Raw genomic sequence first — 13,545 nt, forward strand, 5'->3', positions numbered from 1 at the left:
CGGGAGACCGGCGCCGTCACACCACATTCCGGCGGGTTTTGCGAACGGGAGGATCACATGAACGAGTCGGGGCCGTCCGCCCAGGATGCGGCCAACTGGGGTGGGCCGCGGGAAATGTCGGCGTGGGAAGGGCTCATGTGGCGCGCCGAACGTGATCCGCGCACCCGCTCGACCGGGATCCTGCTCGAACTACTCGACCGGGAGCCCGACTGGGAACGACTGGTCTCCGCCTTCGAACGGACGAGCCGCCGGATCCCGCGCCTGCGGGACCGGGTCGTCGAACCGCCGGTCCCGATAGTCCAGCCCGCATGGTCGCCCGACCCGGAATTCTCGGTCCGAAACCACCTGCGCCGGGTGGAGCTCGGTCCAGCTGCCGGAATCCGGGAAGTGTTGTCGCACTGCGAAACCGAATGGCACACCAGATTCGCCCCCGCTCGGCCGCCGTGGGAAGCGACTCTGTTCTGTGGTCTGCGAGACGGTACTGCCGCGTTGGCTTTCCGGCTGCACCACAGCCTGTCCGACGGTATGGGCCTGGTGCAATTACTGGAACTCGCGCACGAGGGCGATCCGGACGCCGACACCGGCGGGGCGCGATCCGCGGCGCCCGTGACGCCGGTCGGGGTGCTGGTCGACGCGACGCGGAGGGCGGCGGATCCGGGCACGCTGTTTCGGGCGGTCCGCCGCGGCGTCGACCGCTCGCTGCGGGGGCTGAACGATCCGCTCGGATTGGTCGCCGACGTCACCGGCTACGCGTCGTCGCTGTCACGGATGCTGGCGATCCCCGATGCGAAACGTTCGCCTCTGCTGGCCGACCGCGGCTCGGGCACTCGGCTGCTCATCCTCGATGTCCCCCTGCGCGATCTGAAATCCGCGGGAACGGCGGCGGGCGGTTCGGTCAACGACGCCTTCATCGCGGCGATCCTCGGCGGCCTCCGGCGCTACCACGATTACAAGAAGGTCCCGATCGACGAGGTGGTCGTCGGGATGCCGGTCAGCTTGCGCAATGAGAACGACCCGTTGGGCGGCAACCGATTTGCTGGGATCCGCTTTCCCGGGCCCGCCGGTGAACTCGATCCGGCCCGCCGGATCCGAGCCATTCGCGAACATGTGATCACCGCCAGGGACGAGCCCGCGATCGGTTTCCTGGACTTCCTTTCCCCGATGCTGACCAGGCTGCCGACGCGCGCGATCATCGAATTGTCGGCCGGCCTCACCACCGGTTCGGACGTGCAGATCTCCAATATCCGCGGGATCGGTCATCCGGTACGGCTGGCGGGTGCCGAGGTGCTGGGGACGTACCCGCTCGGCCCCCGTCCGGGAGTCGCGGCGATGGTCACGATGATCACCTACAACGGCGTGTGTTGCCTCGGGCTGACCGTTGATCCGCGCGTGTTCGACGACACCGAGGCATTCCAGGAATCCATGAGCGAGGGGTTCGCCGAGGTCCTCGCCCTCACGCGGCAAGAGGGGAAGGGCATATGAGTCGCCGTACAGACCACCGGCAGGACGAACTCGACATCCGGATCCGCGCGGCCGAGGCCGATGGGTATGCCGTCCATGGTGTCACCGGAACCGAGCGAATGGTCGAACTCGAGTCCGGCCTCGGCCCGGTGCGTACACGCCTGACCGAGTTCGGTACGGCCGATGAGCGCCCGCCGGTCGTGCTCTTGCACGGAATCGCCTCCGCCACAGTCCTTGCCGCACCCCTGCTGCCCTATCTGCGCGACCGCCGGGTGATCGCGGTGGACTGGCCCGGGCACGGTCTGTCCGATGCGTGCGTCCTGCCGCCCGGCGTCGATCTGCGCGCGCACTGCACGGCGGTGCTCGATTCGCTGCTGGACGATATCGGTGCGCCCACCGCGGATATCGTCGGACACTCCATGGGGGCGCAGTTCGCGCTGTACGGCGCGGCCGAACTCGGGAACCGGATCGGACGCCTGGTGCTGCTCGGTGCACCCGGCGCCGCGTTCGACGGCGTCAAACCGATTCCGGTGATGTGGCTGCTCGCGATGCCCAAGGCGGGGCCGCTGTTCCTGTCGATGCCGATGTCGGAGCGGGCATTCGAGCGCAGCAACGATCTGACCCTCGGCCGGGACGCGTTACGCGACGTGTCGGCCGAACTGGTGCTGGCACTTCGGCTGATCGGCGGCAGGGCCCGGAACGCGGCGAGTATCGCGAGCTTCTTCCGGGCGCTCGTGAAGAGGTCATCGGTGCGTCCGCACGTGATGGTGCCCACTGACGTACTCGCCCGGCTGCGGCGGCCGATCCAGTTCGTCTGGGGCGACGACGACGTCTTTCTGAAGCCGCTTGCCGCCGCGCAATCCATCGTGGCGGTACGCGAGGTCAGCCTGCTCCGGCTGCCCGGCGCGGGCCACGCACCGTGGCTCCAGGCGCCCGAGCGCACGGGACGCGCGATGGCCGATCACCTGCTCGTCTGAGCCGAATACGGTCAGCGGCTTCGAGTGCCACTCGATGGGATGGTCCGAGTAGTCCTTCCGGGGGATCTTCGAGGGAACCCGGATCGGCGGATCGGTCCGCGAGAGACGATGACATCGCTGACGCGACTCACGTTCGTGGTTTCCGGGAAGGGGACAGCGATGACGACGATCAACCACAGCCGACTGTATTCCGTTGGGGGATGCGCGAATCCGGTCCCGAGGGACGGCAGCGTCCTGATGGTCCGGATTGCGCGCTCGGCCGGAAGGACGGTGGTCTCGTGACTGCCCCGCGGCCGTCGATCGCGGTCCTCGGCGCAGGATCCTGGGCGACGGCGGTGGCATCGATCGTCGCGCGCAACGCACCGACCGTGATGTGGGCACGCTCTCCCGAGGTCGCGGCCGAGATCAACCATCAGTCGCGCAACACGCGCTATACAGGCGATCGGCTCCTCCCGCCGAACCTGCGTGCCACGCCGCATTTGGCCGAAGCCGTGGCCGAAGCCAACATGGTCGTCGTCGGTATTCCCGCACGCGGATTCCGCGCGGTCTTGGCCGAAGCGGCGGCCTTCATCCGGCCACGCACACCGATCGTCAGCCTGGTCAAGGGACTCGAACAGGGCAGTGACCTGCGCATGACCGAGATCGTCGCCGAGCTGTTGCCGGGGTGTCCGGCCGGTGTGCTCGCGGGCCCGAACATCGCGCAGGAGATCGTCGAAGGCTATGCGGCGGCGGCCACGCTCGCGATGCCCGATCTGGGTCTCGCCTGCCGTCTGGCCGAGGTGTTCCGGACGTCTCGCTATCGGGTCTATTCCAGCACCGACGTGGTGGGCGTGGAGTTGTGTGGTGCGTTGAAGAACGTGTTCGCGATCGCGGCGGGAATGGCGGACGGGGCCGGTGCGGGCTACAACACCAAGGCAATGGTCATCACGCGCTCACTTCGTGAAATGGCAACTCTCGGTTCGGCACTCGGAGGTGAACCGGCAACATTCAACGGACTCGCGGGCAACGGCGACCTCATCGTGACCTGCATGAGTCCCCTGAGCAGAAACCGCAGACTCGGCGAAGCGCTCGGCCGCGGCCTGGCCATCGCCGAGGCGCTCGCGACGATTCCCCAGGTGGCCGAGGGGGCCGGTGCCGTCGGTGTGGTCAAGCGGCTCGCCGACCAGCAGGGCGTCGAAGCCCCGACCGTCCGCGAGGTGGACGCGGTCGTCAACCGCGGGGCGCGGGCGACGGACGCCTACCGGGGACTGCTGCGGGACGCCCCCGGCCACGAAACGCACGGACACGCCTGGTGACCATCACGAATCATCTGCGGGAAGGACGGTGTTTCGCCGACCGGGTCCCGGGGTGGGGACTCGACCGGCAGGCGCCGATACCGAACTTTCGTAAAGCGCCGACATTTGGACTGACCTTAATTAAGATCCGATTAAAGAGGACGTCGGCGCGCGGAACACCGCGTCCACCGATGGCGCGGCGGAGCCTGCGTCGATAACAGACCAGATGGAGAGGCTCGATGAGCACCAGGACCGAATTCCGATTCGAAGGGCGTGAGGGCCAGCAGATCGTCGGTTATCGCTGGGAGCCGGCCCGTGCGCCCCGTGGCGTCGTGCAGGTGATTCACGGCCTCGGCGAACATCTGCGTCGTTACGAGCATCTTGCGCAGACGCTCACCGGAGCCGGGTTCTTCGTACACGGTTACGACAGCCGCGGACACGGGCAGACGATCTCTCCTGGCTCGGAGCCCGGTGTGATCGGCGCCGACGGATGGGCGCGTTCGATCGAGGACATCGATGTTCTGGTCGATCGCGGACGCGCCGAATTCCCGGGCCTGCCGTTGGTGCTGTTCGCGCACAGCATGGGCTCGTTCGCCACTCAGCAGTATCTGCTCGATCACAGCGCCCGCGTGGATGCGGTCGCCCTGTCAGGTACGAGTGCCCTCGACCTCATCGAGCCGGCCCTCGACCTGGACGCCGGGGTCGGCCTGAACGGTTTCAACGCTCCGTTCGAACCCAGCCGCACCGGCTTCGAATGGCTTTCCCGTGACGAGCACCAAGTAGACCTCTACGTAGCGGATCCGCTGTGCGGATTCGCCTACGACACCGACGGTATGAAAGCGGTGTTCGCGGGGGCCCGGCAAGCGGCGGATCCGGACGGCCTTGCCGCCATCCGCTCCGACCTGCCCCTCTACATCGCCGTCGGCGATCAGGATCCTGTCAACGGACAGCTCACACTGGTGAACGCACTGGTCGAGCGCTACCGCGCGGCCGGGCTCACCGATGTCGAATTGCGCACGTACCCGGGCGCACGCCACGAGATCCTGAATGAAACGAATCGCGACGAGGTCGAGGGTGACCTGCTCGCGTGGCTCGACCGTGTCACTGCCTGATCGCCGCGGGCGCCGAACAGCGCCTGCCGATCTCCCACCGAGGATGTTTGGGGATCCGGAATGAAAGCTCTTCGTAGTTTCGCGGTACTTGCCGTAGGGCTCGGCCTGGCGTGGGCAGGAGCCCCGCCGGGCTCGGCCGATGCGACCGGGCCTGCTTTCACGGTTCCGGAGCAGCAGCTCGCGAGCGCGGTGCACTGTGACGACGGCGCGAGGTCGGGGACGCGAACGACGGTTCTGTTGATTCCGGGGACGGGTGGGACACCGGAAGAGGTGTGGTCGTGGAACTACGAAAGAGCCCTTCCCGCAGCGGGATACGGTGTGTGCACGGTCGCTCTGCCGGACCGGTCGCTGCGTTCCTTCGCGACGTCGGCAGAGTACGCGGCCTACGCGGCAATCCACGCCCATGAGATTTCGGGGCGTCCCATCGCGATCATCGGTCATAGCCAGGGCGGCCTCATGGCGGCGTGGATCGCGAAATTCTGGCCGGGGGTCGCCGCCGTCACCTCCGACGTCGTCGGGCTCGCGGCGCCGCTCGACGGCACGGCATTGGCCGATACGTTGTGCGCGAGCCGAACGTGCTCGCCCATCTCGTGGCAGATGGGCACCGAATCGCAGGTCACGCGCGCCTTCCGCAACGCCCCGCTGCCGTCCGGACCGGCGTACACCTCGATCGCCTCCTATCAGGACGAGGTCGTCTTTCCGCAGCCGGCCGCGTCGTCGTCACCCGGCGTGCGCACAGTCGTGATTCAGGATGTCTGCCCCACGCACGTCGCCGACCATGGGACGTTGCTGATCGACTCGGCAGCATATGGAGTGGTGCTCGATGCGCTGAGCCACCCCGGTCCCGCGGAGCCGAGTCGAGTAGACCACTCGGTGTGCGGGCAGCCGACAATGCCGGACTTGGATCTGTCCGGCATGGCTCGGTTCTCGGCCACTCTCACCGCGCTGTTCGACGGGTTGCTGAATCCCGCGAACTGGGTTCCGGCCGAGCCGCCGCTGCCGTATTACGCCCAGCCGTACGGCCGCTGATACACCTGTCACTCGATGCGGACGTCGTGACCGCAACCGAGCTGTACGACGTCGGTACTCGGCGGGCCCGGATGCCGGATCGAGCTAGTGTTCTTTGGTCGACCCAGTTGCGGACGTCTCCCTCCAGGGCCGCAACGCTTTTGTGGACGCTGCGCCGTAGTAGTTGCTGGGTGCAGAGGGTGAACCAGCGTTCGACCTGGTTGAGCCACGAAGATCCGGTCGGGGTGAAGTGCACCGTGGAATCGTGGATGCGCGGCGAGGCATCGCTGGACCAGCGGGGTCTTGTGGGTGGCGTAGTTGTCGCAAACCACGTGCACATCCAGTTCGGCGGGCACGGCATTGTCGATGCTGGTCAATAACTTGCGGAACTCGGTTGCGCGATGTCGTCGGTGCAGTTCACCGATCACGGTGCCGTCGGCGATGTTGAAACGCGGCGAACAGGCTGGTCGTGCCGTGCCGTGCCGGGCGTAGTCGCGGGTGCGGCGCTCGGGCATACCCGGCATCATCGGCAGCACCGGCTGCGACCGATCCAGAGCCTGGATCTGCGACTTCTCGTCCACGCACAGCACGACCGCCCGCTCGGGCGGATTATGGTACAGGCCCCACCTGCGCCGCAACATGGGTGTTGAACGCACCCGGCTCGGCACAGGCCAGCACCGCAACGCATACGCCTGCGTCGACGTCGCCGCCCGCGCACCCCGCACCAACTCCCGACGCTGCGCCTCGGTCACCACCAAATCCGGCCCCGACCTCGGCCGCCCCGTCCTCGCCACCGACGAATCCTACGATTACACAACGGATTTCAGGCGCAGAACACTGGAGGCCGAGTCGATTTCACGACAACCGGTTGCTCAGCCAAGCAGCGAGATCAGCGATGACTTCGGCCCGGTTCGTCTCGTTCAGAATTTCGTGTCTGGCGCCGGAATAGGCACGTGCGGTGACGTCCGCGACTCCGGCGGCGCGCAGACGCTCGGCCAGCGGTTCGAACAGTGCGAGGCCGGCGTTGGCAGGGTCCTGATCGCCGACGGCCAGGTAGATGGGCAGGTCCGGCCGGATGGTGGCGACGGGTGGCGGGCTCGGCTAGGGCGCGGCGCGGGCGCCCGCGAACATATCGCGGGCGCCAGCCTGGTCCACGCCGAATCCGCACGTGGGATCGGCGACGTACTCGTCGACGATCGCAGTGTCGCGGCTGATCCAGTCGAAGTCGGTCCGCTGCGGCTGGAACGGGGCGTCGAACATCGCCAGGTCGAGTGCGGGCTCGAATGGGTCCAGAGCTGCGGTAGCGGTCAAGGCCACGGCGTCGACGGATGCACTCGATGTCAACAGAAACTGTTGTGTCGCAAACGAACCCATGCTGTGGGCGATGAGCCCAGACGGTTGCCCGGATGCCGGGCGAGGATCTGATCGCCGACCGACCCTATGTCTGCTACCAGTGCGGCCCAGCCGTCCTGGCCGAGCTCCCCCAACTCGCCAGTTGTCGAGGATCCATGGCCACGATGGTCGTAGGCGTAGACGACAAATCCGGTGGCGGCCAGTTGTTCGGCGAGTGGTGTGTAGCGCAGCGCGTGCTCGCCCATTCCGTGCACGATCTGGATAGCGGCCACCGGGGTCTGGTCAGGGGACCAGCGGTAGCCGGTCAGGTCCAGTCCGCCTCGACCGTGGAACGTGAGTGTAGTGAACGACATCGCTATCCTTACCGGTTGGCATCCGTCGATGGTCAGGCGGCCGCGAGGACCTGCTCCAGTCGCGCTTCGAACTCTCGCCGGGACAGTCCGAATCGAGTGAAGGTCTCTTCCTCCGGCGGGCCGCCGAACGGGAGCCAGATGGCGGCCAAGCGGATCATCTCCAACGCCTCGTCGTAGGCGTAGGGAGTCGGCGCTTTCGTCGTGCGGCGTGGCACGTCACGGTTCAGGTGATATCTGCGGATGCGCTGCGCGAGTAGTAGTCGAGTCTGCGAAGGCGGCGTGGCTCGCATTGTTTCTCTCTGGAACCTTCATCTGTATGTGGAGAACGATATTATGGTTAGACCATAATATCTCTGTTCCAGAGTGTCGGCAATGATCGGATGTCGCTGACCAGGCTGCGCTGCTCAAGAGGCGAGGAATAGCCGCTCGCAGGGCAGGCGGGGGAGCAGCCCGCGGTGCTCGACGGTGCTGCGGACCAATTCGATTGTGCACCAACGTCTGTGCGAGCATTCGCGAATGAAGTTGCGGGCCGCCGCGGCTGTTGTCGTGAAGTCGAGGGGTACACCTGCCAGCCAGACTCGCACGTGCACATCTCCCTCGTGTGGGATCCATGGCAACTCGGTCATGATGACGTCTCCGGAAGGCGGTGGGGGAGACGGCGGGCTCGCGTGCGGTCTCTTATGCGCCAACGCTGCGCGCGCACTTCTTCGGCGTGACATGTGGCTGGCCGACATCGAGCGCACGTATCACTGAAGTCTCCTCGTTTCGATTCATCATCCGTCGAGGTGAGTGTCGGGCGCAGCCCCTCTTCGGTGGGTTCTCCTCCTCCTCGAGAGGTATAGAAACGCGGATCAGCTATGCCGCTGTTCACAGCGACACAGTTCCGCGGGCGAAAATATCTCGGGCGATGATCTTCTTCTGGATCTCTGCGGTGCCGTCGGCGACCAGATATGCCATGACATCCCGGAAACGTTGCTGCAGCGGGAATTCGACGGAGTAGCCGAGATTGCCGTGGATACGCATCGCGGCCTCGATGGCGTTCTTGGCGACGATGGGCGGCCACCACTTGCTCATCGAGGCCAGGGCGGTGTGCGGGCGTTCGTTCTCTCGCGACCACAACGCGCGATAGCAGATCCACCGGGCGCCCTCGATGTAGGTGGCATGTTCGGCGAGTTGGAAGGAGACTCCCTGATTCTCCGAGATGGGTTTTCCGAACGCGTGGCGTTGCTGGGCGTATTCGGCGGCTTCTTCGAGGCTCTGCTTAGCGGCCCCGAGGCAGAGAAGGCCCAATGCTGCGCGGCTGAAGTCGAAATGGTTCATCACGGAACGAAATCCGTGCCCCTCTTCGCCGACGAGGTGGGTGCTCGGCACGAAGACGTCGTCGAAATGCAGCGCGCCCCAGCCCAGTGGGAGGCAACCCATGCCTGGCATATGACTACGGGCAACGCCGGGAGAATCCAGTGGAACGACGAAACAGCTGATTCCGGTCGAGCGGGCGGTGCCGCCTTCCCGGGCATAGACGAGTGCGACGGTGGCGTTCATCGCCCACGAGATAGCCGTCTTCTCGCCGTTGAGCTTCCAGCCACCCGGGACCGCTGTCGCGGTGGTGCGCAGACCGGCCGAATCCGAACCCGAACCGGGCTCGGTCAGTGCGATCGCGATCGTCTCCTCGCCGGCTATCAGCGGAGGGAGATAGCGCTCCTGAACTTCGCGTGACGCGTGGGCCAGTTGCGATCCCGACAGTCCGATCTGCACGGGTACGCCCGCCAGATTGACGTCGCCGTAAGCCAGGGTTTCGGTGGCCAGGCCGAGCAGGATCGGATCCTCTGCGCCGGTGCCGCCGTACTCCTCGGGTAGGCCGATTCCGAGCAAGCCCAGATCGCCGAGCTTTTTGTAGATATCGAACGGGAATTCGGCTGATGCTGCCCGATCGCGGTATCCCGGTAACAGCACATGCCGGCTGAACGAATCGAGAGTCTTGCGGAACTCTTCGTGTTCGTCGGCGAAATCGAAGGACACCATCGGGTCCGTCCTCTCACTTATGGTCAGACCTATATTAACATCGGTCCATGTGAAAGGGGGTGCCCGCGGTTCGGGACTGTCCGGTGGCGGTGAGCGTGATGGCCCCGCCGAGCCATCACGCAAACCGGTCAGCGTACGTCGAGGTAGATGCTCTTGATGTTCTGGTAGCCGGACAGACCCTCGGGACCGAGTTCACGGCCCATACCGCTGTTCTTGATTCCACCGAACGGTGCGGTCGGATCGTTGGCGTAGCCGTTGATTCCGACGGTGCCGGAGGCGATGCGGTGGGCGAAGCGGGCGCCTCGTTCCGGGTCCGCCGTCCAGACCGTACCGCCGAGTCCGTAGTCGGAGCCGTTGGCGATGGCGACGGCTTCGTCCTCGGTGGTGTAAGGGATGACCGACAGCACGGGGCCGAAGATCTCCTCCTTGGCGATGGTGTGGTCGGGTGCCACGTCGGCGAAGACCGTCGGCTCGACGAACCAGCCGCGGTCGCCCGCTCGCGCACCACCGGCCGTGACACGCCCGCCGTCGCTGCGTCCCGCGGCGATATAGCCTTCGACCCGGTCGCGTTGGCGGGCCGTCACCAGTGGTCCCATCTGGGTGGCGGCAGAGAGTGGGTCACCGACGGTGATGTTCTTGGCGAGGTCGGTGACGGTGTCGACCACTTCGTCGTAGCGGGAGGCCGGCGCCAGCACGCGGGTGCACAGCCAGCAGATCTGCCCGTTGTTCAACAGGGTTGCGCTGAAGAAGGATTCGATGTTGTCGGCGAGGTTCGCGTCGTCGAGGACGACGGCGGCGGATTTTCCGCCCAATTCCAGCGTCACCGGGCGCAACAGCTCGCCGCAGGTGCGTGCGATCGCACGCCCCGCACCGGTGGATCCGGTGAACGACACTTTGTCGATGCTCGGGTGCGCTACCAGGTAGGCACCCAGCTCGCGGCCACCCGGCACCACATTCAGCACGCCGGGCGGCAGGCCCGCTGCCAGCGCCGCCTCAGCCATCAAGAAGGCGTCGAGAACGGTCTCGGGCGCCGGTTTGAGCACGACGGTGCAGCCTGCGGCCAACGCCGGCGCGATCTTGAGGAAGGTAATTGCCTGGGGAACATTCCACGGCACGATCGCGCCCACGACGCCGATCGGTGAGCGCGTGATCACCGTGGAACCGCCGAGCATGCCGGGGCGGATTTCGTCTTCCTGGTCGGCGACCATGGTGCCGTAGTACTGCAGAAGCAGTGCGGGAAAGCCGCTTTCGAACTGTCGCGCGAGGCTGATCGGCATCCCGTTCTGGGTGCTGACTCGGGCCGCGGTCTCCTCGCCCCGCTCCGCCAGCTTGTCGGCGAACGTGGCCAGCGCTTCCGCGCGGCGCTTGCCGTCCCAGTGCGCCCAGCCGGTCGGATCGTCGAAAGCCGCCCTTGCCGCGGCGACCGCAGCGTCGATATCGGCTTGCGCGCCGTCGGGCACTGAACCGATACGCTCTTCCGTGCTCGGCGAGATCACCGGGATGATCGAGTTGGTGGCCGGCGACGCCCAGCGCCCGCCGATGTAGAAGTCGGTGTAATCGATGGTCATGATCGTGCTTTCTTTTTCGGTCGTCTCACTCGTGGACGAGGACCGGCTTGAGAACCTCGCCGCGATGTTGCGCGGCCACGGCGTCGTTGATCTTGGTGAACGGGAAGGTCGACACGAGTTTCTCGATCGGGAATCGCCCGGCCCGCCACAGCTCGATCAGTTCGGGGATGAATTCGTCGGGATCGCTGTCACCTTCGATGATGCCGACCACGGTGAGGCCCAGAACAAGAGTGTCGATCACGGTAAGGGGCAGTGCCGCTTCGGGATTCGCGGGAACACCGATCAAGCCGAGCTTGCCGTGGAAGGTCATCGACTTCACCAGAGAATCGATGACCGCCGGAATGCCGGACGTGTCGATGGCGTAGTCCACCCCGGCGGCGACGATCGCGCGAACCTGGTCGGCGACCGGCCCGGCGGCGGGATCGATGGCATGAGTCGCACCCAGTTCCAGGGCCAGGTCGCGGCGCGAGGCGTGGGGTTCGACCACGATGATGGTGGCGCACTCGCGCACCACAGCTCCCATCACGGCCGCGAGCCCGACCGAACCCGCGCCCGCGATCAGCAGTGCCGAGCCCGCCCGGCAAGCGAGTGAGCGCATGACGGCCCCGGCCCCGGTCTGAATGCCGCATCCGATCGGTGCGATCAGTTCGGCGGGTAGATCCGCGGGCACCTTCACCACATTGCGTTCCAGCGCGAGGCTGTACGTGGCGAAGGAAGACTGGCCGAAGAACAGTCCGGTGATCGACTCGTCACCGTTCGAGAGTGGACGGGTGCCGTCGGCGCGGACACCGTCGTAGTTGAGATGCATGAAATTGTGGCAGTACGACGGCGAACCAGCACCACACGCCGGGCACGATCCGCAGCTGGCGAAGGTGATGCCGACGCGATCACCCGGTGCCACCTTGGTGACTCCTTGACCGACAGCCTCGACGATACCGCATCCTTCGTGGCCGAAGACGGCCGGAAGAGCGACCGGAAGCGCTCCGTCGCGTGCGGCGAGATCGGTGTGGCAGATGCCGACGGCCTCCATCTTCACCAGTACCTCGCCGAAGCGGGGCCCGTCGAGAGTGATTGTCTCGAGGGAGAATTCGCTGTGCGGCGCGCGCGCGACCGCTGCGAGTGCTTGCATGATCAGTTCCTTCGCGTTTCGGGGTGAACGCCTGCGGCCACGGGGGCATGATCGGAATCCATCGCGGCGTCGCGCAGGGAGACGCCGGGATCGGCCAGTACGTCGCGGTCCAATCGAGTCCGGGCGCCGATGAACTTCTTTCCGGCCATGAAATCCGCTGCGGCATTGACGGTTTCGACGCAATGCGCGATTCCTGCGGCGTCGAGGTGAAACACCGAGCAGGCGTTCGTGCCCGGGGATGTGCGCAGCACGGCCTCTGTTCCAGGCGCGAGTACGCCCGCCATCTTCAATTTCATATCGAACTGGTCCGACCAGAACCACGGCACCTCGTGCGGCGGGATGGGCGCACCGGTGATGACAGCGGCGGCTTGCTTGGCCTGCTCGGTGGCGCTCGGGATACTTTCCAAACGCACCATGGCCCCCAAGCGGTCGTGCAGGCGGTGGGTGACATCGCCGATGGCCAGAATGTGCGGGTCGCTGGTGCGGGCGGCACCGTCGACGACGATGCCTGCCATGCAATCCAGGCCGGCATCCCGGGCGATTTCGTCCACGGCCACCGCGCCGATCCCGACAACTACCGTGTTGCAACCGATTTCAGTTCCGTCGCCCAGGATTACACTCGCTACCCGTCCCTCGCGGCCGCGGATCTCCCGCACATCGGCTCCGGTGACGATATGCGTTCCGCGGGCGCGATGACTCTCGGTCAGAATCCGAGACAATTCGGGGCTGGCCACCCGGGCCAGAACCCGCTCCTCACGTTCGATCACCGTCACCTCGCACCCGCGGGCTCGTGCGGCCGCGGCTACCTCCAGGCCGACATAGCCGCCGCCGACGATGGTCAACCGCGCACCGGCGAGCACTGCGGTTCGAAGTTCGGCGGCATCGGCGACGGTGCGCAAGGCGACCACCCCGGTGAGATCGGCTCCAGGGACCGGAAGTACGCGGGGGCGGGCACCGGTTGCCAGGACCAGCGTTCCGTATTCGACGGTGTGGCCGGAGCGTGTCGTCACCGACCGCGCCGACCGGTCGACGGCGACCACCGGATCGGCGAGCCGAAGCTCGATGTCGTTGTCGGCGTAGAACGATTCGGGCCGTAACCACTGGAGGTAGTCCTCGCCGTCGTACTTCTTCGACAAGGGCGGACGATGATAGGGAGGAACGGGCTCCGCTCCGTACATCAGCACACGACCGGTGAAACCGTGCTGCCGGAGCAGACCGGCGAGCATTCCGCCGGCCTGCCCCGCACCGACGATCACCACGTCGTGCGCCGGAGATTCTGCATCCATCG

Annotated in this window: 10 protein-coding genes and 2 pseudogenes; 5 read left to right on the forward strand and 7 right to left on the reverse strand. The window is 66.2% G+C overall.

All coding sequences use genetic code 11. The features are described 5' to 3' along the window. The first annotated feature begins 57 nt into the window (after positions 1 to 57). From NE2_RS16405 to NE2_RS16425, 5 genes are all read left to right on the forward strand, one after another. The gene (locus NE2_RS16405) at positions 58 to 1,482 is read left to right on the forward strand and encodes a wax ester/triacylglycerol synthase domain-containing protein (RefSeq protein WP_063027085.1); all 1,425 of its coding nucleotides are present in this window, start codon (positions 58 to 60) and stop codon (positions 1,480 to 1,482) included. Continuing rightward, a complete protein-coding gene (locus tag NE2_RS16410) occupies positions 1,479 to 2,438 on the forward strand; it encodes an alpha/beta fold hydrolase (protein WP_063027087.1) in 960 nt (319 codons plus the stop codon). The genes NE2_RS16405 and NE2_RS16410 overlap by 4 nt, the downstream gene beginning before the upstream one ends. 278 nt (positions 2,439 to 2,716) lie before the next feature. Continuing rightward, entirely contained in the window at positions 2,717 to 3,733 is a 1,017-nt protein-coding gene (locus tag NE2_RS16415) for an NAD(P)H-dependent glycerol-3-phosphate dehydrogenase (protein WP_063027089.1), read from the forward strand. 218 nt (positions 3,734 to 3,951) lie between these two features. Continuing rightward, a complete protein-coding gene (locus NE2_RS16420) occupies positions 3,952 to 4,824 on the forward strand; it encodes an alpha/beta fold hydrolase (RefSeq protein ID WP_063027092.1) in 873 nt (290 codons plus the stop codon). Positions 4,825 to 4,884: 60 nt separating this feature from the next. Next, a complete protein-coding gene (locus tag NE2_RS16425) occupies positions 4,885 to 5,853 on the forward strand; it encodes an esterase/lipase family protein (protein ID WP_146165157.1) in 969 nt (322 codons plus the stop codon). Positions 5,854 to 5,950: 97 nt separating this feature from the next. Here NE2_RS16425 and NE2_RS16430 read toward each other — a convergent pair. The 7 genes and pseudogenes from NE2_RS16430 to NE2_RS16460 form a co-directional block, all read right to left on the reverse strand. Then, positions 5,951 to 6,455, reverse strand: a pseudogene (locus NE2_RS16430) (IS630 family transposase); the annotation flags it as partial. A gap of 478 nt (positions 6,456 to 6,933) precedes the next feature. Next, positions 6,934 to 7,538: pseudogene (locus NE2_RS37680) on the reverse strand (alpha/beta hydrolase). Between the two features lie 32 nt (positions 7,539 to 7,570). Next, positions 7,571 to 7,828, reverse strand: a complete 258-nt coding sequence (locus NE2_RS16440; protein WP_063027095.1) for a hypothetical protein — start codon at positions 7,826 to 7,828, stop codon at positions 7,571 to 7,573. Between the two features lie 577 nt (positions 7,829 to 8,405). Further along, complete coding sequence (locus NE2_RS16445; RefSeq protein ID WP_063027097.1) at positions 8,406 to 9,560, reverse strand: acyl-CoA dehydrogenase family protein; 1,155 nt, start codon at positions 9,558 to 9,560, stop codon at positions 8,406 to 8,408. A gap of 128 nt (positions 9,561 to 9,688) precedes the next feature. Then, positions 9,689 to 11,128 (reverse strand): aldehyde dehydrogenase, encoded by a 1,440-nt coding sequence (locus tag NE2_RS16450; RefSeq protein ID WP_174553948.1) that lies wholly within the window; start codon positions 11,126 to 11,128, stop codon positions 9,689 to 9,691. Between the two features lie 25 nt (positions 11,129 to 11,153). Then, entirely contained in the window at positions 11,154 to 12,257 is a 1,104-nt protein-coding gene (locus NE2_RS16455; RefSeq protein ID WP_063027101.1) for an NAD(P)-dependent alcohol dehydrogenase, read from the reverse strand. Between the two features lie 2 nt (positions 12,258 to 12,259). Further along, the gene (locus NE2_RS16460; protein ID WP_063027103.1) at positions 12,260 to 13,543 is read right to left on the reverse strand and encodes an NAD(P)/FAD-dependent oxidoreductase; all 1,284 of its coding nucleotides are present in this window, start codon (positions 13,541 to 13,543) and stop codon (positions 12,260 to 12,262) included. Positions 13,544 to 13,545: the final 2 nt, after the last annotated feature.

Source organism: Nocardia elegans NBRC 108235 (genome assembly GCF_001612845.1).
Lineage (GTDB): Bacteria > Actinomycetota > Actinomycetes > Mycobacteriales > Mycobacteriaceae > Nocardia > Nocardia nova.